Genomic DNA, 19,278 nt, shown 5'->3' on the forward strand with positions numbered 1-19,278 from the left:
CCGACACAGGCGAACCCTACGACCCCGACGGTGGCTCAGGGTTCCCCGGATGCGCTGCACCTAGGGGTGTTTTGCCTGCGTACCAGGCATTCTTTCCCCGGCTTTTACCCCTGTTCGGGTCACGCCAGGTTGAAGGTGTCCGGGTCCGGGCCGACCCGGTTCCCGTTGTCCAGCTCGTCGATCGCGGCCAGATCGTCTTCGGCGAGCTCGAAGTCGAACACGTCGATGTTCTCCGCGATCCGCGACGGGGTGACCGACTTCGGGATCACCACGTTGCCCAGCTCCAGGTGCCAGCGCAGCACGATCTGGGCCGGGCTCTTGCCGTACTTGGCGGCCAGCGCGGTGATGATCCCCTCGCCGAGCAGCGCACCCTGGGCCAGCGGGCTCCACGCCTCGGTCACGATGCCGTTCTCGGCGTGGAACCGGCGCAGCTCCGCCTGCGGCAGCTGCGGGTGCAGCTCGATCTGGTTCACCGCCGGCACGATGGCGGTCTCGTCGAGCAGCCGCCGCAGATGCGGCAGGTGGAAGTTGGAGACCCCGATCGCGCGCACCCTGCCGTCGGCGTACAGCTTCTGCATCGCACGCCAGCTGTCCACGTAGATGCCGCGTTTCGGCACCGGCCAGTGGATCAGGTAGAGGTCGAGATAGTCCAGGCCGAGCTTGCCGAGGCTTTCGTCGAACGCCCGCAGCGTGGAGTCGTAGCCCTGGTCGGAGTTCCACAGCTTGGTGGTGATGAACAGGTCCGACCGGGCCATCCCGGAGGACGAAAGCGCGTCGCCGACCTCCGCCTCGTTCTGGTAGGCGGCCGCGGTGTCGATGCTCCGGTAGCCGGCGTCCAACGCCCCACGCACCGCCTTTGCGGTGTCCTCGGGTGCCACCTGGTAGACACCGAAACCGAGCTGGGGGATGGTGACTTCGTTGTTCAGTGCGATGGACCCGACCTCGGCCATGAAACTCCAGTCCTCACGTCGGTGACTAGTCGGTCGTACTAGTGCCGCATCCTCTCACCCGGCGGGCCGCCGCGGTCAGTTGCGGGCGCGCAGTACCGCGGAAGTCTGTTCGTCGGCCGGGAAGAAGGACTCGATGACCAGCTCCGCCAGTGTCACGTCCAGCGGGGTGCCGAAGGTGGCGACCGTGCTGAAGAAGGTGAGCTCGACCCCGTTCTGCGCCATCCGCAGCGGGATCACGATGTCCCCCGGTCCCGGTACCTCCACCTCGGGCTCCGGCTGGTCGCACGGATAGCCCCGCAGTTCCTCCAACAGCTCGGCCAGCTCCTCGTCCGCGGTCACCGAGACCTGGCGGCGCAGCCTGCCGAGCAGATGCGCGCGCCACTCCCCCAGGTTCAGGATGCTGGGCGCCATCCCGTTCGGATGCAGGGTCGCCCGCAGCACGTTGACCGGCGGGGTGAGCAGTTCCGGTGCCATCCCCGCGGTCAGCACCAGGGTGCTCTCGTTCGCGTCCAGCATGTTCCAGCAGCGGTCCAGCACCAAGGCCGGATAGGGGTCGTGCGCGGTCAGCAGCTGGCGGACCGCGGTGAGCGCGGGTGCCATGTCCGGGTCGTCCAGCGCGCTCTGCCGGTACGCCGGCGCGTAGCCGGCCGCGAGCAGCAGCTGGTTGCGTTCCCGCAGCGGGACGTCGAGGTGCTCGCCGAGGCGCAGCACCATGTCGCGGCTCGGGGTGGACCGGCCGGTCTCCACGAAACTCAGGTGCCGGGTGGAGATGTCCGCCGAGATGGACAGGTCCAGCTGGCTAATCCGGCGCCGCTCACGCCATTGCCGGAGCAGCTCGCCGACAGGTCGCTGCTGGTGTCTACTCGCCATTGCCGTGGTCACGCCGGTCACGTTACGGGCACGGGTGGACCGTCGCCATTACCTCCGGCGTAATCGACGGCGCGCGGCGCGCCGGTCAGGGTTGGTGGCACACCGAAGCTTCACGAAAGGATCCACCATGTCGGACATCAAGCAGACCGTCGAGCAGTACCTGGGCGTGTGGAACGAAACCGACCCGGCTCGCCGTCGGGAACTGGTCGAGTGGCTCTACACCGAGGACGTGACCTACACCGACCCGCTCGGCGCCGTCTCGGGCTGGGACGGGCTGGACGGTTTCATCGCCGGCGCGCGGCAGCAGCTCTCCGGCCTGGTCTTCAGCCTGGCCGGAGAAGTCGACGCGCACCACGACATCGCCCGGTTCACCTGGCACCTCGGCACGCCGGGCGCGGCCGAGCCGCTGGCCATCGGCTTCGACGTGGTGACCGTCGAGAACGGCCGGATCTCCCAGGTCCTCGGCTTCCTCGACAAGCTCCCCGGCTGAGGGCGGTCGGGGTCAGGAGTAGGCGTCGAGGGGAGGGCAGGAGCAGACGAGGTTGCGGTCGCCGGCGGCGCCGTCGATTCGGCGGACCGGCGGCCAGATCTTCGGCTGAGCGGAACCGGCCGGGAACACGGCTTCGGCACGGGTGTAGGGACGGTCCCACTCCCCCGTCACGCAGCGCGCGGTGTGCGGGGCGTTCCTGAGTGGACTGTCCTCGATGGACCATTCGCCGGCGGCGACCCTGTCGATCTCCGCGCGGATCGCGATCATCGCGTCGCAGAAGCGGTCCAGTTCGGCGAGGTCCTCGCTCTCGGTCGGCTCCACCATCAAGGTCCCGGCCACCGGGAAGGACATGGTGGGCGCGTGCAGGCCGTAGTCCGCCAGCCGTTTCGCCACGTCGTCCACGGTCACACCGGTCTGCTTGGTGATGGCGCGCAGATCGAGGATGCACTCGTGCGCGACCAGGCCGTCCGCCCCGGCGTAGAGCACCGGGAAGTACGCGTTCAGCTTCGCGGCAACGTAGTTCGCCGCGGCGACCGCGGTCAGCGTGGCGTCGCGGAGCCCGTCCGCGCCCATCATCCGGACGTAGGCCCAGGAGATCGGCAGGATCGACGCGCTGCCCCACGGCGCCGCGCTGATCGGCCCGACTCCGGTGGCCGGGCCGGCACCCGGCTGCAGCGGGTGGTTCGGCAAGAACGGCGCCAGGTGCGCGCGGACACCGATCGGCCCGACACCCGGCCCGCCACCGCCGTGCGGGATGCAGAAGGTCTTGTGCAGGTTCAGATGTGAGACGTCCGAACCGAACCGCCCGTACTGGGCGAGGCCGATCAGCGCGTTCAGGTTCGCACCGTCCACATAGACCTGACCACCGGCGTCGTGCACCAGCGCGCAGACTTCGCGCACGGTGTCCTCGTACACCCCGTGCGTGGACGGGTAGGTGATCATGATCGCGGCCAGGTCCGCACTGTGCTCGTCCACAGTGGACTTCAGGTGCTCGAGGTCGATGTTGCCCTGCTCGTCGCAGCGCACCACCACGACGCGCATCCCGGCCATCACCGCACTGGCCGCGTTCGTGCCGTGCGCGCTGGCCGGGATCAGGCAGACGTCCCGTTCACCTTGACCGCGGTCGCGGTGGTAGGCCCTGATCGCCAGCAGGCCCGCGAACTCGCCCTGGCTGCCTGCGTTCGGCTGCAGCGAAACCGCCTCGTAGCCGGTGATCCCGGCCAGCCAGTTCTCCAGATCCGCGACCACGCGCAGCAACCCGGCCGCGTCCTCGGCCGGTGCGAACGGGTGCAGCTCGGCGAACTCCGGCCAGGTGACCGGCTCCATTTCGGCCGTGGCGTTGAGTTTCATCGTGCACGAACCCAGCGGGATCATGCTCCGGTCCAGCGCTACGTCCTTGTCGGACAGCGCGCGCAGGTAGCGCAGCAGCGCGGTTTCCGACCGGTGCGCGTGGAAGACCGGGTGCGTCAGGTAGGCGCCGGTGCGCACCAGCTCCGGCGGTAGACCGTCCGCGGTGTCCGCGTCGAGTGAGTCCACATCGGACACCGAAACACCGAAAGCCTTCCACACCAAGGAAAGGTGCTCACGGGTGGTGGTCTCGTCGCAGGCGATGCCGACCCGGTCCTGGTCGGTCAGCCGCAGGTTGACCCCGAGGTCCCTGGCGGACGCGACGACCTCGGCCGCCCGGCCGGGCACCACCGCGCTCACCGTGTCGAAGAACTCGCCGTGCTCGACGTGCACCCCGCCCTCGGCCAGCCCGGTGGCCAGCACCGTGGCCATCCGGTGCGCGCGGGTCGCGATCACGCGCAGCCCGTCCGGGCCGTGGTACACCGCGTACATCGAAGCCATCACGGCGAGCAGCACCTGCGCGGTGCAGATGTTGCTGGTCGCCTTCTCCCGGCGGATGTGCTGCTCGCGGGTCTGCAGCGCCAGCCGGTACGCGGTGGCGCCGTCCGCGTCCACCGACACCCCGACCAGCCTGCCCGGCAACTGCCGCTCCAGGCCCTTGCGCACCGCCATGTACCCGGCGTGCGGGCCGCCGAAGCCCATCGGCACCCCGAAACGCTGGGTGGAGCCGACCACCACGTCCGCACCGATCTCCCCCGGCGCGCGCAGCAGGGTGAGCGCCAGCGGGTCGGCCGCCACCACGACCTCGGCGCCGAGCTCGTGGATCTCCTTGACCACCGGCTCGTGGTCGCGTACAGCACCGGACGCGCCGGGGTACGACAGCAGCGCGCCGAAGAAGTCGCCACCGAGGCCAAGTCCCTTGACGCCCTGCGACAGGTCCGCGAGCACCACCTCGATGCCGAGTGGCTCGGCGCGGGTGCGCACCACCTCGATGGTTTGCGGCAGGCAGTCCTCGTCGACCACGAACCGCACCGACTTCGCCTTGCTCGCCCGCCGCACCAGCGTCATCGCCTCAGCCGCCGCGGTCGCCTCGTCCAGCATCGACGCGTTCGCGATCGGCAGCCCGGTCAGGTCGGCCACCATGGTCTGGAAGTTGAGCAGCGCCTCCAGCCGCCCCTGCGAGATCTCCGGCTGGTACGGGGTGTACGCGGTGTACCAGGCCGGGCTCTCCAGCACGTTGCGGCGGATCACCGGCGGGGTCACGGTGCCGTAGTAGCCGAGGCCGATCATCTGCACCATCGGCCGGTTCTGCGCGGCCAGTGCACGCAGCTCGGCCAGCGCCTGCGCCTCGCTCGCCGGCGCGGGCAATCCCATGGACAACCGGGCCGGGTCCGTCTCGCGGATCGAGGACGGCACGGCGCGCTGCGCCAGTTCGTCGAGCGAACCGACTCCGATCGCCTCGAGCATCCGGGTCAGCTCGTCCTGGCGTGGGCCGATGTGCCGGTCCGCGAAAGGTGTTCCCTGTTCCAGTGCGGCGAGCGAAAGCGGGTCGATGCCCATGAACGGCAACCTCCGGAGAGTGGGGACGGGCCGCAGACGGATGTCTTGGCCCTCCCCACTCTGTCCGTGCCTCGTGACCGAGGCGCCTGAGAGGTTCACCCGTGTGTTGAGCCGGGCTTGCACCTTCGGCGGGGCCACCGGGTGGTCACCCGGCAGCCCGCTTTCCAGAGGCGTCTCACCCGCGCGGTCCTTTGTGCCTGAGAGGTTCCGGGGAGGACTTGCTCCTTCGGCGCCGAGCTCATTGTGGTGGCTCGGACTCTCCCGCGCGGGTTCGGCGACTACATCGGTGAGCCTACCCTGAGCCCCGCTAGCCTGTTCGCCTGGCGTTGCGGCGCTGTGTCAACTCGTCCGGGATCACGGTCTCGATCTCGCCGCCGTCGGCCCGTTCGGCCGGGAACTCGTGGATGGTGCCGCTGATCTCCAGCATCGCGCCGCTCACCGCGATCCCGAACACGCCCTGACCGCCCTGCAGCAGGTCGACGATCTCCTCCGGCGAGGTGCACTCGTAGACCGTGGTGCCGTCGGAGAACAAGGTCACTTTTGCAAGATCCCGTACACCACGAGCCCGCAGGTGCTCGACCGCGACCCTGATGTTCTGCAGCGAGACACCGGTGTCCAGCAGCCGTTTGACGATCTTCAGGACGAGGATGTCCTTGAACGAGTACAGCCGCTGCGAGCCGGAGCCGTGCGCGGTGCGGATGCTCGGTGCGATCAGCTTCGTCCGTGCCCAGTAGTCGAGCTGCCGGTAGGTGATCCCGGCGATCTGGCAGGCCGCGGGCCCCCGGTAGCCGACCAGCTCGTCCGGCAACGACGAGTCGGGGAACAGCTCACCCTGCTCACCGTCCGCGACCTGGATCGGCCTTTCGTCGACCACGCATGCCTCCCCTCGCCCGGCCTGGCGGCCGGTCGAACAGCACGCAGATCCCAGGGGCGGGATCCACGGAGATGAAACCGCAAGTGCTGTGCCCCAGATGGCCGAATCACACGGAAGCGATTTACCTCTATTGACGGTAAGCGCGCCGGCCCACCCGGTCAACGCGACGCGCGGCGGACCTCAAGGTCCGATCGAGGCTTCTTGTCCCACTGGCGCGACTTACTCAGCCGTGTTATTTTTTACTCATGCAGATAACACAGGACGCGCGGCGAGCGCAGATCATCGACGCGACGATCACGACCATCAACGAGCTGGGCTACTCGAAGACCTCACTCGCCGAGGTCAAGGACCGGGCCGGGCTCGACAGCGCGCAGGCCATCACCGGCGAGTTCACCAACAAGGCCGGCCTGATGCAGGCGGCGCTGTCCACCATCACCGACCGCAAGGACCGGTTCCGCACCGAGCACACCGAAGGCCGCACCGACCGGCTGGCCATCCTGCGCGGCTACCTCGAGGCCGAGGTCGCCTTCCTCCGCGCCCATCCCGAGTTCGTGCGGGCGCTGGCCGAGTTCCGCACCGCGGGCGAGGACGAGGAGGGCTGGTCCATGGCCTCCATGGTGGTGGAGCAGCTGCGCACCGGACAGCTCACCAGGCAGCTGGTCCAGGGTCAGCGCGAAGGCGTGTTCGGCGAGTTCGCCCCGGAGGTGCTGGCCATGTCGATCGCACAGGCGGTGGACGGGGTGGCGGATCTGCTGAAGAAGGATCCCGAGTTGGACGTCGAGCACTACGGGCGTCAGCTGGCCGACCTGTTCGAGCACGCCGCCAAAGCCTGACCCTTGCCAGTGCAGCAACGGGCTGCTATCGATTTCATCATCTGCAATCGATAGGGGGAGCACTGTGCAGGAGACGGTCGAGCGGGTCCGGGCCTGGGTGGCGGCACGGGACGAGGAGCTCGTCGCCGAGTTGGCAGACTGGGTCGCGCAGCCGAGTGTGAGCAGCACCGGACTCGGCATGGCGGCCGCCGCCGCGCACGGCGAGCGGCTGCTCCGGGCCGCCGGTCTCCGCACCCAGAGCGTGGAGACCGGCGGCTGGCCGGCACTGGTCGGCACTGGTGACGGACCGCCCGGCGCTCCGCACGTGCTGATCTACGGGCACTACGACGTGCAGCCGCCGGGTCCCCTGGAGCAGTGGACAAGCCCGCCGTTCCAGCCCGAGATCCGCGACGGCCGGATGTTCGGCCGCGGCACCGGGGACAACAAGGGCCAGCATCTGGCCCAGCTGCTCGGGCTTCGCGCGCTCCGCGAGCTGACCGGCGGGCTGCCCTGCCGGGTGACCGTGCTGCTCGACGGCGAGGAAGAAGTCGGCAGCCCGAACCTGGCCGCCGCGATCCGCGACCGGATCGCGCCGCAGGCACCCGACCTGGCGCTGTGGAGCGACGGCCCGGTGCACGACACCGGCCGTGCCTGCGTCGTGCTCGGGGTACGCGGCATCCTCACCTTCGAACTACGGGCGCGCGGTGCCGACCGTCCGCTGCACTCCGGCAACTGGGGCGGGGTCGCGCCCAATCCCGCCTGGGCGCTGGTCCAGCTGCTGGCGACCATGCGGGACGCGCGGGGCACCGTGCTGGTACCGGGTTTCGCCGACTCGGTCGAACCGATCTCCGCTGGTGAACGCCGGGCGCTCGACGCGCTGCCGCTGGACGTCGCCGCCGCCATGGCCGGGATCGGGGTCACCGAGCTGGAGCCGCCGGCCGGCCTCGGGTTCCACCAGCGGCTGATGGCGCCGACGCTGACCATCAACTCCCTCGGCTGCGCCGACTCCGGAGACCATCGCACGGTGATCCCGGAGCTGGCGGTCGCCCGCTGCGAAGCCAGGCTCGTCGGCGGACAGGTACCGGCACAGGTCGCCGAAGCCCTGCGCCGGCACGTCGAGAAGCACGCGCCAGGCGTCGAGTTCATCCCGGGTGCCTCGATGGCGCCTTCCCGCACCCTCCCCGAATCGCGCTATACGGAAACCGTGCTCGCCGGCGCCGAAGCCGGGCTCGCCGAGCCGCCGCTGCTGATCCCGGCACTCGGCGGCAGCCTGCCGATCGCCGCACTCACCGACGAACTCGGAGTGCCCTGCTACGGCGTGCCCTTCGCGAATGTGGACGAGACCAACCACGCGCCGGACGAGAACCTGGAGCTCGACTGGTTCCGGCGGGGCATCGTGGCTTCGGCGGCGGTCCAGCTCGCCCTCGGCGACCGGCCGGCACACCCTTGACCCTGCCCGGGAACGCAGAACGGGGAACCGAGCGGGCACGGCCCGTGGTTCCCCGTTCCTCTGCCTGGAGCGGAAGCGGCCTAGGTATCAGCGCCGCGGAAATCTTCTGGTGACACGGAGTCGAGGAACTCGCGGAACTTCTCCACCTCGTCCTCCTGCTCGTCCGGGATGATCAGGCCGGCCTCTTCGAGCACCGAGTCCTCGGCGTGGATCGGCACGCCCACCCGCAACGCCAGCGCCACCGAGTCGCTCGGCCGCGCGGACACCCGGATGTCGCCGTCGAAGACGAGCTCGGCGAAGAACGTGCCCTCCCGCAGGTCCGTGATCACGACCTGTTCGAGCTCTCTACCCAGTGCCCCGATGACCTCTTTGAGCAGGTCGTGGGTCAACGGTCGCGCGGGACGGACACCTTGCTGCTCCAAGGCGATGGCAGTGGCCTCCACGGATCCGATCCAGATCGGGAGGTATCGCTCGCCTTCCGTCTCCCGCAGCAACAAGATCGGCTGATTGGCGGGCAGTTCGACCCGCACGCCGACGACGCGCATCTCGCTCATCGGGCTTCGCCTCCCTCTCCTGCGCGCGGGCTGCAGCGCTGTCACGAGGATCCCGCGTCGACGTACCTGCATGTCCGACGCTACCCGTGTTGCCGGCGCTGTGCTCGCTGTCCGAAGAATCTCGGGCTCACGTTAGGCAAACCCATGACTAACCGTACGGCATCAACCCGAGAAGTTTGAGCCGTGGAATTGTGGCATTTCCGACGGGCGGCGGGAAAAGTGGTGCTCAACCGCCGGTCACACCCCGGATACCGGCCTTCACCAGCAGCGTGTGCAGGGCGACCGACAGTGCCGCGAGTTCCCTGACCACCTCGTCCGCACGCGCCTTCGCGTCGGCGTCACGATGCCGATACACCGGAGTAACGATCTGTTCCAGCAGGCCGACTTCACGGTCCGCCGAAGCGCGGAAAGCGCGCAGATGACGCGGTTCGATCCCGAACTCCGTCATGGCCTTGACAGTCTTGGCCACCAGCACCGCGTCCGGATCGTAGAACCCCGCCGCACCAGGCCGGATCAGCCCGTACTGCTGAAGTTCGGTGAGGGTCGCCGCATCGACTCCCGCTTCGGCCAGCAGTTCCTCTTTGGTCAGCCGGATCTCGCGGTCGGTGGCGAAGTCGTCGGCGGTCGGCAGCCCGCTGCGCTCACTGTCCGTACCGGAATGGTCGAGCGACACCAGCTTGCGCGGCACCCGACCGGCCGGGCCTGCCGAACCCTGCCCCCGATCGGCGGCATCCAGCTGTTCCTTGATGACTTTCAGTGGCAGGTAATGATCCCGCTGGGCGGACAGCACGAACCTGAGCCGTTCGACGTCCGCCGCGGCGAACTGCCGATATCCGGACGGGGTCCGGCCAGGCTGTACCAGGCCCTCCGACTCCAGGAACCGGATCTTGGAGATGGTGACATCGGGGAAGTCGCCGCGCAGCTGCGCCAGCACGGCCCCGATGCTCAGTCCATCGCGCTGTTGTGGCCGCCCGGCCGCCGTCACTGTGCCCCCTGGCCCCCGTGTCCCGGGCCGGTCAGGAAGACCAGGCGGAACTTCCCGATCTGCACCTCGTCACCGCCGGCGAGCACGGCCTGGTCGACCGGCTCGCGGTTGACATAGGTGCCGTTCAGGCTGCCCACATCTATCACCACGAACTCTCCGCCTTCGCGGCGGAACTCCGCGTGCCGGCGGGAGACCGTGACGTCGTCGAGGAAGATGTCGCTGTCCGGATGCCGTCCGGCGCTGGTGGTGTCCCGGTCGAGGAGGAACCGCGACCCCGCGTTCGGGCCGCGCTTGACGACCAGCAGGGCAGATCCGGCCGGCAAGGCGTCGACACCGGCGACGGGTGGCTCGGGCGCCTGCGTCTCCTGCCCTTCGACGTCAGCCAGGAAGTCGGCCCGGAAGACCGAAGTCCGCTCCGGAGACTGCTCCGGGGGAACGCCGGGCCCGTCGTTCGTGCTCACCTGAGCTCTCCTCACCACTGAAGTAACTAGTTACCCAAGAACGTGTTGCTGCCAACGTACCGTGCCTGGCAGGTGCGGCCCCTCGGGGCTCCCCCCTACCGGACCTCGTCAGCCGCTGGTCAGCTTCTGGTATGCCTCCGCATCCAGCAGGCTGTCCACGCTGGCGCCGTCGTCCAGCTTGATCTCGATCAGCCAGCCCTCACCGTAGGGATCGCTGTTGATCAACTCCGGCGAGTCTGCCACCGCGTCGTTCACCGCGACCACCTCCCCTGCCAGCGGCGCGAACAGCTCGGACACGCTCTTGGTGGACTCCACCTCGCCGAACGAGTCGCCGGCGGTCACCTGCCTGCCCACCTCGGGCAGGTCGACGAACACCACGTCGCCGAGCTGGTCCTGCGCGTACTCGGTGATTCCCACCCGTACCGAGCCGCCCTCGCGAGTGGCGACCCACTCGTGCTCCTCGGTGTAGCGCAGTTCTTCTGGAGTGGACAACGCCGGTCCCCTTTCCTGGAGGCGAGACACTGCCGACGGACGTCGCGGGCAGTCTTTCACCTACCCGGACGCCGCCGCACCTCTGTCCCGGGATATCGCCCGCACGGTCTGGATCACGTACAGCGCACCGGACCACAGGTACAGCACCGCCCCCCAGGCGGTGAACGCGTAGGCCACCGGACGGGCGAACGCGGCCAGCGCCGAGTGGCCGTCGGTGACCAGCAGGAACGGGAACGCGTACATCAGCACGAAGGTCGCACCCTTGCCGATGTAGGTGACCTCGGGCGGCGCGAAACCCTTGCGCCGCAGCACCAGCACGCAGGCCCCGAGCACCGCCTCGCGCACGATCAGCGGCACCACCACCCACCAGGGCACGATCTCGCGGATCAGGAAGGCGACCAGCGTGGCCAGGATGTAGAGCCGGTCGGCGGCCGGGTCGAGCAGCTGGCCGAGCCTGCTCATCTGGTTCAGCCAGCGGGCCAGCTTGCCGTCCAGCCAGTCGGTCAGCGCGCTGAAGATCAGGATCGCCAGTGCCCAGCCGTCCTCCTCCGGGCCGAGCACCAGCCACAGGAATACCGGCACCCCGGCCAGGCGCAGCAGGGACAGCATGTTCGGCACGTTCAGCGCCTGCCGTGCCAGTGACTGCTCGGCCGGCACCCCGCCGGCTGTGCTGACCTCGGCGGGCTCAGGGGACCCGGTGGACTCGTTCACCCGCTCACCGTAGTCAACGCGAGTCAACGCGGTCCGCGGCACGGACGGCGAATCAGCTGACGCGCCGGTAGCTCCAGCCTCGGCGCTGCAGGTCGGCGCCGGTCAGCGCCTGCGGCTTGCCGTGCGGGCCGATGCCGACCCAGCGGGACTTGCCGGGGCCGCTCTCCAGTACGAAGGGGTGGCCCTGGCACCAGACCACGGTGCAGGGAGTCGTCGGGGGCTGGGTGATGGCGCTGCCGACGCTGCCGGCACTGCCGTTGTCGCCGGTGTCGTCCGTGTCGTCTGCGTTGACGCTCTTCGCTTCAGTGCTCATGGCTCTCATCATCGAGATTCGGGGTATTTCGGATCGTTCTACAGGATCTTCGTCCGCCGAGGCCTCAGCGTTAACTGTTAAGCCGCATTCGGGCAGGAGTCCATCAGGTCAAACCGTCCACTAAGGACGATGCGGCCGGGGCCGTGGTGGTCACCACGCGTACGGGCCGTTCCGGCTACACGGTACTCTCCGACGAACCCGGCGGTACGCCACCGGGTCGACGACGGAAGGGATCGCGTTGACTGCGTCGAACATCGCGGCACGAGCCGGCCTGCTGGCCGCCGGTGGCCTCTCGGTGCTACTCCTCGGCGCTTGTTCCAACCAAGCCGCGCCGCCACCGGCCCCCTCGTCGAGCGCGTCCAGCACGCCCACCACCAGCAGTACGGCGCCGAGCAGCTCCGCGGCCCCGTCCAGCTCCTCGAGCGCGCCGTCGACCACCGAGGCTCCCCGGTCGGACGCCCCGGTCAACGGCTCCTGCGGCACGGTGACTGCGGCCAGCGGGCTGACCCTGCAGATCCTCGGCGGGCAGGACGCCAGTGTCGGCTGCGACGAGGCCAAGCGCGTGGTCGCCCAGTTCCACGAGAAGATCGCCGGACGGCAGTCCGCCGACTCCAACGAGCCGATCAGCGACACCGTGGACGACTGGCTGTGCGTCTCCGGCCCGCCTGCCCAGCAGGGCGGCACCACCTGCAGCAACCAGGACAAGACCGTGCTCGCCGCGGTCATCCCGGTGGAGTAACGTCCTGCGCTTCGAACACGCCAGGGTCAGCTCCAGGAAGGTCCATGAGAACCCAGATCGTCATCGGTACCCAGGTAGCTCTCTGTGCCCTCTTCCTCACCGCCTGCGGTGAAGGCGGCAGCGAGTCGGGCGAGACGGGCCCGGCCGCACCCGCCGGACTCGCCGCTCCCGCTGCCGCACCCGCCGCGGCGCCCGCCTCGCCGGGCACCGAATGCGGGCCGGTCCCGGCGGGCCGCGGCAAGGCGAAGGTGGTCGTCCGGGAAGGCGCGGTGGACTGCGCGCAGGCGACCGAGCTGCTCACCCGGTACTTCCAGGAGCTCACGCCCGCCGACTTCGACAATCCCGAGGGTGCCGGCCCGGTCGCGCTCGGCCATTGGACCTGCGGCAGCGGGCCGGTCACCGAACCGACCACCACCTGCTCCACCGAGGACGGCCGCCTGGTCGACGGGCTGCCCGTCCCCTAGCTCCCCACGCGCCACTCCCGTACCAGCCCAACGTGACGTTTGGCCAATAGAGCACACCGAACGTCACGTTGGGCTCGAGCCGGTCAGGATTTGAGGCCGGGGAAGTCCTCTTCGCGGAACTCGCCGGCCGGGCGGCTCTCGTTGCTTTCCCGGCCGCGCAGCTCGACGCGGCGGATCTTCCCGGAGATCGTCTTCGGCAGCTCGGCGAACTCCAGCCGCCTGATCCGCTTGTACGGTGCCAGGTGCTCCCGGCAGAACGCCAGGATGGCGGCCGCGGTCTCAGCGGTGGGCTCGTGGCCACCGGCGAGCACCACGTACGCCTTCGGCACCGCCAGCCGGATCGGGTCCGGTGCGGGCACCACCGCCGCCTCGGCCACCGCGTCGTGCTCCAGCAGCACGCTCTCCAGCTCGAACGGCGAGATCCGGTAGTCCGACGCCTTGAACACGTCGTCCGTGCGGCCGACGTAGGTGATGTAGCCGTCTTCGTCGATCGAGCCGACGTCACCGGTGTGGTAGTAACCGCCGGCGAAGGCTTCCGTGGTGCGCTCTTCGTCGTCGGCATAACCGACCATCAGCCCGACCGGCCGCCGGGACAGGTCGAGGCAGATCTCGCCCTCCGGCGCCGGCTCGCCGCTGACCGGGTCGACCAGGGTCACCTTGAACCCGGGCAGCGCGCGGCCCATCGAGCCCGGCTTGACCTCCTGACCGGGGGTGTTGGCGATCTGCACGCTGCTCTCGGTCTGGCCGAAGCCGTCCCGGATGGTGATCCCCCACGACCGCCGCACCTGCTCGATCACCTCGGGGTTCAGCGGCTCGCCCGCGCCGACGACCTTCTTCGGCGGGTTCTTCAGCGCGGTCAGATCGGCCTGGATCAGCATCCGCCACACCGTCGGCGGCGCGCAGAAGCTGGTGATGCCGCAGCGATCCATCTGCGCCATCAGTGCGACCGCGTCGAACCGCTCGTAGTTGTAGAGGAACACCGTCGCCTCGGCGTTCCACGGTGCGAACACGTTGCTCCAGGCGTGCTTCGCCCAGCCCGGCGAGGAGATGTTCAGGTGCACGTCGCCGGGTTCGAGACCAATCCAGTACATTGTGGACAGATGGCCGACCGGGTAGGAGACCTGGGTGTGCTGTACCAGCTTGGGCTTCGCGGTGGTGCCCGAGGTGAAGTAGAGCAGCATCGGGTCGGCGGCCGCGGTCGGGCCGTCCGGGGTGAACTCGGCCGGCTCGGCGTACGCGTCGTCGAACGACAGCCAGCCCTCGGTCCGCTCCCCCACCGCGATCCTGGTGTAGTCCCCGGCCACCTCCGCGAACTTCGGCGTGTCCACCGAGCGGATCACCACGTGCCCGGCCGCGCCCCGGTTCACCCGGTCTCGCAGGTCCGCCGGCCCGAGCAGAGTGGACGCCGGGATGATCACCGCGCCCAGCTTGATCGCGGCCAGTATCGTCTCCCAGAGCTCGGTCTGGTTGCCCAGCATCAGGATCAGCCGGTCGCCGCGGCCGACGCCGTGCCCGCGCAGCCAGTTCGCCACCTGGTTGGACCGGCGGGCCATCTCCGGGTACGTCCAGCGGGTCTCGGTGCCGTTCTCTTCGACGATCCAGAGCGCGTACCGCTCGGCGTTGGCCGGGTCCTCGGCGATCCGGTCGAACCAGTCCAGCGCCCAGTTGAACTCGGCCGGCTCGGGCCACGAGAAGTCCCGGTACGCGGTGTCGTAGTCCTCCCGGTGCGCGAGCAGGTAGTCCCGCGCCTGCCGGAACGCCTGGTGAACCTCAGAAGCGCCGTTGCTCACTGTGTCTCCTCGCCCTGTCCCGCCGTGGTCGTCCTATTCGCCCTTGAAGTTCGGCTTCCGCCGCTCCATGAACGCCTGCACCGCCTCGGCCAGGTCCTTGCTGGGCAGGAACGCGGCGTTCCACGACGACACGTAGCGCAGGCCGTCCGCGATCTGCCGCTCGGTGTTGACCGAGAGCACGTCCTTGACACCCTGCACCACCAGCGGCGGGTTCGCAGCAATCTCCGCGGCGAGTTCGCGGGCCGCGGTCAGCGCCGCGGCCTGATCCGGGTAGACGTCGTTGACCAGCCCGATCCGCTCGGCCCGCGCCGCGTCGATGTCCCGGCCGGTCAGCGCCAGTTCCCGGAGGTGACCTTCGCCGATGATGCCGGACAGCCGCTGCAGGCTGCCGAGGTCGGCCACGATCGCCACCTTGACCTCGCGCACGCTGAACTTGGCCTCCGCGCTGGCCAGCCGGATGTCCGCGGCGCTGATCACGTCCACGCCACCGCCGATGCACCAGCCGGACACCGCGGCGATCACCGGCTTGCGGCAGGCGGCGACCGAGCTCACCGCGTCCTGCAGCTCGCGGACCTCCTTGAGGAACGCGGTACGCGGACCGGCCAGCGCCTCGCCGGTGAGGTACTCGGCCCAGCCCGGCATCATCGCGGGCAGGTCGAGACCGTAGGAGAAGTGCTGCCCGCTGCCGGTCAACACCACCGCCCTGACCTGCGGGTCGGCGTCCAGCGCGCGGAACACCAAGGGCAGCTCGCGCCAGAAGTCCGGTCCCATCGCGTTGCCCTTGGACGGGCCGAGCAGGGTCACCTCGGCGACATCGCCGGTGCGCTCCACCTTCAGCGAGACCAGGTCCAGGAGGTTCTCAGCGGTATCAGTCATGGTGGTCATCTTCGCCTATCTAGTTGAACGGCTGCCAGTTAACCCTGTGCCGATGTCGGTGCCGGATGGTTTCCTTGGAGTGGACAGGTGTACTCGTTCGGGAGGGGGTCGATGAGCATGGCAAGCAGTGCCACCGCGTTCGACGAGGTCGAGACGGTCACCATCCCCACACCCACACCGAAGCGGAGTCGTCCGATCGAGCTCGCCGGGTCCTTCACCCACGACGGCCACCGGCTGGCCTACACCGAGTTCGGCAGCGGCGACCGGGTGGTGGTGCTCACCCACGGCCTGATGTTCACCCGCCGGATGCACGCCCCGCTGGCCCGCAAACTGGCCATCGCGGGCTACCGGGTGGTTACCCTCGACCTCCTCGGGCACGGCGACTCGGACCGTCCCACCGACTCCTGGCTCTACTCGATGCCGGCCTTCGCCGAGCAGACCGTGGCGCTGCTCGACCATCTGGAACTCGAGCGGGTCGTGGTCGGCGGCACGTCGCTCGGCGCGAACGTGGCGCTCGAGGTGGCGTCGCTGGCGCCGGACCGGTTGCACGGCATGATCGTCGAGATGCCGGTGCTGGACAACGCGATCGTGGCCGGGCTGCTCACCTTCACCCCGCTGCTGTTCGCCGCCAGGTTCCTGCCGGTCGGCGTGCAGGGCGTGGCCGCGGTGGCCGGGCTGGTGCCGCACGGCAGCCAGTGGGTGGACGTGCTCACCGACACCCTGGACCAGCGACCGGCTTCGATGGCCGCGCTGCTGCACGGCGTGCTGTTCGGGCGGATCGCGCCGCCCAAATCGGCGCGGTGCCTGCTCTCCGCGCCGGCACTGGTGATCGGGCACCAGCGCGACCCGATCCACCCGTTCGGCGACGCGGACACCCTGGCCGCCGACCTGCCGGACGCGGAGTTCATCCAGGCCCGCAGCCCGGTCGAGCTCCGGTTCGACCCGAAGCGGCTGACCGAGGCGATCACGGCCTTCGTGGAGCGCTGCTACAAGTCCTGAGCGGGATGCGGCCCGACCCCGGCCACCGGGCCGATCACGATCACCGCGGGCGGGCGCACGCCCGCTTCGGCCGCCTCCGCCGCCACGGTGTCCAATGTGGACCGGAGGACCCGCTCGGTGCGCATCGTGCCGTCCTCGATGACGGCGACCGGGGTGTCCGCCGGGCGCCCCGCGGCCAGCAGCACCTCCGCGAACCTGGCGAGCCGCTCCACGCCCATCATCAGCACGATCGTGCCGCGCATCCGGCCGAGCGCGTCCCAGTCCACAAGGGACTGCTCGTGTCCCGGTGGCAGGTGCCCGGAAACGACCACGACCTCGTGCGCGACCCCGCGATGGGTAACCGGCACCCCGGCCACCGCGGGCACCGCGAACGCGCTGGTGATCCCGGGCACGGTGGTCACCGGGACACCGGCCTCGACGCACGCGAGCACCTCTTCGAAGCCTCGGCCGAAGACGTACGGATCGCCGCCTTTGAGGCGCACCACGAACTTGCCGGCCTTGGCCCGCTCGATCAGGGTGCTGTTGATCACGTCCTGGTTGGCGGCCCTGCCGTACGGGATCTTCGCCGCGTCCACCACTTCGACCTCGGGCGGCAGCTCGTCGAGCAGTTCCCGCGGCCCGAGCCGGTCCACCACCACGACGTCGGCGCGGGCCAGCAGCCGCCTGCCACGGACGGTGATCAGCTCCGGGTCGCCGGGACCACCGCCGACCAACGCGACCCCGGGCAGCTCGTCCCCGTGCGGCGGCGGGGCATCCGCGATGTCCCCGGTCTGCAGCGCGTCCACGATGCCGTCGCGGACCGCCGCCGAACGCAGCGGCTGGCCACCGGAGAGCACCCCGACGAGCAGCCCGTCGTGCCTGCCCACCGCGGCCGTCACCGCACTGCCGTCGATCCCGGAGTCCGCCCGCACGCAGAACACCCGCGCGCGCTCTGCCTCCGCGCAGATCTCCGCGTTGACCTCCGGGTCGTCCGTGCAGGCCAGCGCGTACCACGCGCCTTCGAGATCGCCATCGGCGTACCGGCGCCGGTGCCAGACCAGCTCGCCGGCGTCCGCCATCGCGCTCACCGAGGGTGTGGTGCTGGGCGAGATCACTTCGACCCGAGCGCCGGCGCCGACCAGACGCGGCAGCCTGCGCTGGGCGACCGTGCCGCCACCCACCATCACCACGCGTCGCCCGGCCAGGTCGAGGCCGACCAGATAGTGCTCTTCTGACATGCCGCCAAGCATGCCTGGCGCGTCCGTGCGCGGCGCGCTCAGGGCTCCAGCCGCGCGATTAACTCTGTGTTACCGAACATCCTGGCGGTGTCCACGGCGGAGGGCTCGCCGGCGTTCGGGTCGGCGTTTCCGGCCAGCAGCGCGTTGATCACTTCGGGCTCGGCCTTGAACACGGCGCCGGCCAGCGGGCTCTGGCCACGGTCGTTCAGCCGGTTCGGGTCGGCGCCGCGCTCGAGCAACGCAGTCACGGTTGCGGCGTGACCGTGGTAGGCGGCGAGCATGACCAGCGTGTCGCCCTTGTCGTTGGTGAGGTTCGGCGAGATCCCGGCGTCCACATAGGCCGCGAGCGTCTCGGTCTCCCCCGTCCTGGCGAACCCGAACACCCTGCTCCACAGCTCCAGCAGCTCCGGCCCCGGCTCCTCCTCCGTCATGCTCCCCACCTTACCCAGCAGTCCGTGAAGGGCACCTTGCCTACTTCAGAGGTAGGCAAGGTGCCCTTCACGACATGTCAGCGGCCGGAGTGGGGGTAGGGCAGCAGGGCCATCTCGCGGGCGTTCTTGATCGCGGTCGCGACCTGCTTCTGCTGCTGCGGGGTCAAACCAGTCACCCGGCGGGCCCGGATCTTGCCGCGGTCGGAGATGAACTTCCGCAACAGGTCGGTGTCCTTCCAGTCCACCTCGGTGATCCGCTGGGCGTGCAGCGGGTTGGCCTTGCGCTTGCCGGGACGGTCCCGCGTCGGTTTGGGCACGGCGCTCACCAGCTCGACTTCGAGACGCCGGGCAGCTCGCCGTTGTGCGCCAGCTGCCGCATCCGGACCCTGGACAGGCCGAACTTGCGCAGGTAGCCGCGCGGCCTGCCGTCGGCCGCGTCCCGGTTGCGCAGCCGGGTCGGGCTGGCATCGCGGGGCAGTGCCTGCAACGCCGACACCGCGGCGGCCCGCTGCTCGGGACTCGACCGCGGCGACCGGACCGTCTCCTTCAGCTCGGCCCGGCGCTCGGCGTACCGGGCCACGATCACCCGCCGCTGGGCGTCCTTGGCGATCTTCGACTGCTTCGCCATCAGCGCTCCTCCTTGAACTCGACGTGCCGCCTGAGCACCGGGTCGAACTTGCGCAGCACCATCCGATCCGGGTCGTTGCGACGGTTCTTCCTGGTCACGTACGTGTAGCCGGTGCCGGCGGTGGAACGCAGCTTGATGATCGGGCGGATCTCGTTGCGGGCCATCCAGCGCTTCACCCCTCCCTAGTTGGTATTGATACTCGTTTTCAATTACTGTACACAGGCGTTCCTGCCCGCAACCCCGGGCCCGTGACCCCGGGCCCGCT

At 69.6% G+C, this 19,278-nt stretch carries 23 protein-coding genes and 1 riboswitch; of the genes, 6 read left to right on the forward strand and 17 right to left on the reverse strand.

From position 1 onward, the window contains the following. Nucleotides 1-119 precede the first annotated feature (119 nt). Together AMYNI_RS0139190 and AMYNI_RS0139195 are read right to left on the reverse strand one after the other, a co-directional pair. Nucleotides 120-950: an aldo/keto reductase gene (locus tag AMYNI_RS0139190; RefSeq protein ID WP_020673597.1), complete on the reverse strand. Its 831-nt coding sequence runs from the start codon at nucleotides 948-950 to the stop codon at nucleotides 120-122. Between the two features lie 75 nt (nucleotides 951-1,025). Then, the gene (locus AMYNI_RS0139195; protein ID WP_026361492.1) at nucleotides 1,026-1,820 is read right to left on the reverse strand and encodes a helix-turn-helix domain-containing protein; all 795 of its coding nucleotides are present in this window, start codon (nucleotides 1,818-1,820) and stop codon (nucleotides 1,026-1,028) included. A 127-nt stretch (nucleotides 1,821-1,947) separates the two neighbouring features. Here AMYNI_RS0139195 and AMYNI_RS0139200 point away from each other — a divergent pair, with 127 nt between their 5' ends. Then, the gene (locus tag AMYNI_RS0139200; RefSeq protein WP_020673599.1) at nucleotides 1,948-2,310 is read left to right on the forward strand and encodes a nuclear transport factor 2 family protein; all 363 of its coding nucleotides are present in this window, start codon (nucleotides 1,948-1,950) and stop codon (nucleotides 2,308-2,310) included. A 12-nt stretch (nucleotides 2,311-2,322) separates the two neighbouring features. On the opposite strand, the gene gcvP is transcribed toward AMYNI_RS0139200, so the two are convergent. Then, nucleotides 2,323-5,217 carry an aminomethyl-transferring glycine dehydrogenase gene (gcvP, locus tag AMYNI_RS0139205; protein ID WP_020673600.1) on the reverse strand — a complete coding sequence of 965 codons (2,895 nt, stop codon included), beginning with the start codon at nucleotides 5,215-5,217 and terminating at the stop codon, nucleotides 2,323-2,325. Between the two features lie 174 nt (nucleotides 5,218-5,391). After that, a riboswitch (glycine riboswitch) is annotated at nucleotides 5,392-5,491 on the reverse strand. Between the two features lie 33 nt (nucleotides 5,492-5,524). Next, nucleotides 5,525-6,091 (reverse strand): MerR family transcriptional regulator, encoded by a 567-nt coding sequence (locus AMYNI_RS0139210; RefSeq protein WP_020673601.1) that lies wholly within the window; start codon nucleotides 6,089-6,091, stop codon nucleotides 5,525-5,527. A gap of 245 nt (nucleotides 6,092-6,336) precedes the next feature. On the opposite strand from AMYNI_RS0139210, the gene AMYNI_RS0139215 reads away from it, so the two are divergent. After that, nucleotides 6,337-6,924 carry a TetR/AcrR family transcriptional regulator gene (locus AMYNI_RS0139215; protein ID WP_020673602.1) on the forward strand — a complete coding sequence of 196 codons (588 nt, stop codon included), beginning with the start codon at nucleotides 6,337-6,339 and terminating at the stop codon, nucleotides 6,922-6,924. A gap of 64 nt (nucleotides 6,925-6,988) precedes the next feature. Next, nucleotides 6,989-8,353, forward strand: coding sequence for a M20/M25/M40 family metallo-hydrolase (locus tag AMYNI_RS0139220; protein ID WP_020673603.1), 1,365 nt, complete (start codon nucleotides 6,989-6,991; stop codon nucleotides 8,351-8,353). An 80-nt stretch (nucleotides 8,354-8,433) separates the two neighbouring features. Here AMYNI_RS0139220 and AMYNI_RS0139225 read toward each other — a convergent pair whose 3' ends face one another. From AMYNI_RS0139225 to AMYNI_RS46495, 6 genes are all read right to left on the reverse strand, one after another. After that, complete coding sequence (locus tag AMYNI_RS0139225; protein WP_020673604.1) at nucleotides 8,434-8,907, reverse strand: bifunctional nuclease family protein; 474 nt, start codon at nucleotides 8,905-8,907, stop codon at nucleotides 8,434-8,436. Between the two features lie 226 nt (nucleotides 8,908-9,133). Continuing rightward, nucleotides 9,134-9,892 (reverse strand): transcriptional regulator FtsR, encoded by a 759-nt coding sequence (ftsR, locus tag AMYNI_RS0139230; protein WP_084628585.1) that lies wholly within the window; start codon nucleotides 9,890-9,892, stop codon nucleotides 9,134-9,136. After that, complete coding sequence (gene garA, locus AMYNI_RS0139235; RefSeq protein ID WP_020673606.1) at nucleotides 9,889-10,353, reverse strand: glycogen accumulation regulator GarA; 465 nt, start codon at nucleotides 10,351-10,353, stop codon at nucleotides 9,889-9,891. The genes ftsR and garA overlap by 4 nt, the downstream gene beginning before the upstream one ends. A 108-nt stretch (nucleotides 10,354-10,461) precedes the next feature. Next, nucleotides 10,462-10,845 carry a glycine cleavage system protein GcvH gene (gene gcvH / locus AMYNI_RS0139240; protein ID WP_020673607.1) on the reverse strand — a complete coding sequence of 128 codons (384 nt, stop codon included), beginning with the start codon at nucleotides 10,843-10,845 and terminating at the stop codon, nucleotides 10,462-10,464. A gap of 60 nt (nucleotides 10,846-10,905) precedes the next feature. Beyond that, nucleotides 10,906-11,502 (reverse strand): cardiolipin synthase ClsA, encoded by a 597-nt coding sequence (gene clsA / locus AMYNI_RS0139245; protein WP_040407824.1) that lies wholly within the window; start codon nucleotides 11,500-11,502, stop codon nucleotides 10,906-10,908. Between the two features lie 106 nt (nucleotides 11,503-11,608). Beyond that, nucleotides 11,609-11,869 carry a hypothetical protein gene (locus AMYNI_RS46495; protein WP_020673609.1) on the reverse strand — a complete coding sequence of 87 codons (261 nt, stop codon included), beginning with the start codon at nucleotides 11,867-11,869 and terminating at the stop codon, nucleotides 11,609-11,611. A gap of 238 nt (nucleotides 11,870-12,107) precedes the next feature. Between AMYNI_RS46495 and AMYNI_RS50405 the strand changes: the two genes are divergently transcribed. Next, nucleotides 12,108-12,608 (forward strand): hypothetical protein, encoded by a 501-nt coding sequence (locus AMYNI_RS50405; RefSeq protein ID WP_245574102.1) that lies wholly within the window; start codon nucleotides 12,108-12,110, stop codon nucleotides 12,606-12,608. 44 nt (nucleotides 12,609-12,652) lie between these two features. Continuing rightward, the gene (locus AMYNI_RS0139265; protein WP_020673612.1) at nucleotides 12,653-13,072 is read left to right on the forward strand and encodes a hypothetical protein; all 420 of its coding nucleotides are present in this window, start codon (nucleotides 12,653-12,655) and stop codon (nucleotides 13,070-13,072) included. 83 nt (nucleotides 13,073-13,155) lie between these two features. On the opposite strand, the gene AMYNI_RS0139270 is transcribed toward AMYNI_RS0139265, so the two are convergent. Together AMYNI_RS0139270 and AMYNI_RS0139275 are read right to left on the reverse strand one after the other, a co-directional pair. Then, complete coding sequence (locus AMYNI_RS0139270; RefSeq protein ID WP_020673613.1) at nucleotides 13,156-14,862, reverse strand: AMP-binding protein; 1,707 nt, start codon at nucleotides 14,860-14,862, stop codon at nucleotides 13,156-13,158. A gap of 33 nt (nucleotides 14,863-14,895) precedes the next feature. Further along, on the reverse strand, nucleotides 14,896-15,738 hold the full coding sequence (locus AMYNI_RS0139275) for a crotonase/enoyl-CoA hydratase family protein (RefSeq protein ID WP_026361495.1): 843 nt from the start codon (nucleotides 15,736-15,738) through the stop codon (nucleotides 14,896-14,898). 111 nt (nucleotides 15,739-15,849) lie between these two features. Between AMYNI_RS0139275 and AMYNI_RS0139280 the strand changes: the two genes are divergently transcribed. Then, the gene (locus AMYNI_RS0139280; protein ID WP_020673615.1) at nucleotides 15,850-16,737 is read left to right on the forward strand and encodes an alpha/beta fold hydrolase; all 888 of its coding nucleotides are present in this window, start codon (nucleotides 15,850-15,852) and stop codon (nucleotides 16,735-16,737) included. Here the strand turns inward: AMYNI_RS0139280 and cobA are convergent. The 5 genes from cobA to rpmG all read right to left on the reverse strand — a co-directional run bounded on the left by cobA (nucleotide 16,725) and on the right by rpmG (nucleotide 19,177). Beyond that, nucleotides 16,725-17,954 carry a uroporphyrinogen-III C-methyltransferase gene (cobA, locus tag AMYNI_RS0139285; RefSeq protein WP_040407826.1) on the reverse strand — a complete coding sequence of 410 codons (1,230 nt, stop codon included), beginning with the start codon at nucleotides 17,952-17,954 and terminating at the stop codon, nucleotides 16,725-16,727. The genes AMYNI_RS0139280 and cobA overlap by 13 nt on opposite strands. A 38-nt stretch (nucleotides 17,955-17,992) precedes the next feature. Next, nucleotides 17,993-18,385: an ankyrin repeat domain-containing protein gene (locus tag AMYNI_RS0139290; protein WP_020673617.1), complete on the reverse strand. Its 393-nt coding sequence runs from the start codon at nucleotides 18,383-18,385 to the stop codon at nucleotides 17,993-17,995. Between the two features lie 77 nt (nucleotides 18,386-18,462). Beyond that, nucleotides 18,463-18,711, reverse strand: a complete 249-nt coding sequence (gene rpsR, locus AMYNI_RS0139295; protein ID WP_020673618.1) for a 30S ribosomal protein S18 — start codon at nucleotides 18,709-18,711, stop codon at nucleotides 18,463-18,465. Further along, on the reverse strand, nucleotides 18,708-19,013 hold the full coding sequence (rpsN, locus tag AMYNI_RS0139300; protein ID WP_020673619.1) for a 30S ribosomal protein S14: 306 nt from the start codon (nucleotides 19,011-19,013) through the stop codon (nucleotides 18,708-18,710). The genes rpsR and rpsN overlap by 4 nt, the downstream gene beginning before the upstream one ends. Continuing rightward, nucleotides 19,013-19,177 carry a 50S ribosomal protein L33 gene (rpmG, locus tag AMYNI_RS0139305; RefSeq protein WP_026361496.1) on the reverse strand — a complete coding sequence of 55 codons (165 nt, stop codon included), beginning with the start codon at nucleotides 19,175-19,177 and terminating at the stop codon, nucleotides 19,013-19,015. The genes rpsN and rpmG overlap by 1 nt, the downstream gene beginning before the upstream one ends. Nucleotides 19,178-19,278: the final 101 nt, after the last annotated feature.

The sequence above is a fragment of the Amycolatopsis nigrescens CSC17Ta-90 genome (genome assembly GCF_000384315.1).
Lineage (GTDB): Bacteria > Actinomycetota > Actinomycetes > Mycobacteriales > Pseudonocardiaceae > Amycolatopsis > Amycolatopsis nigrescens.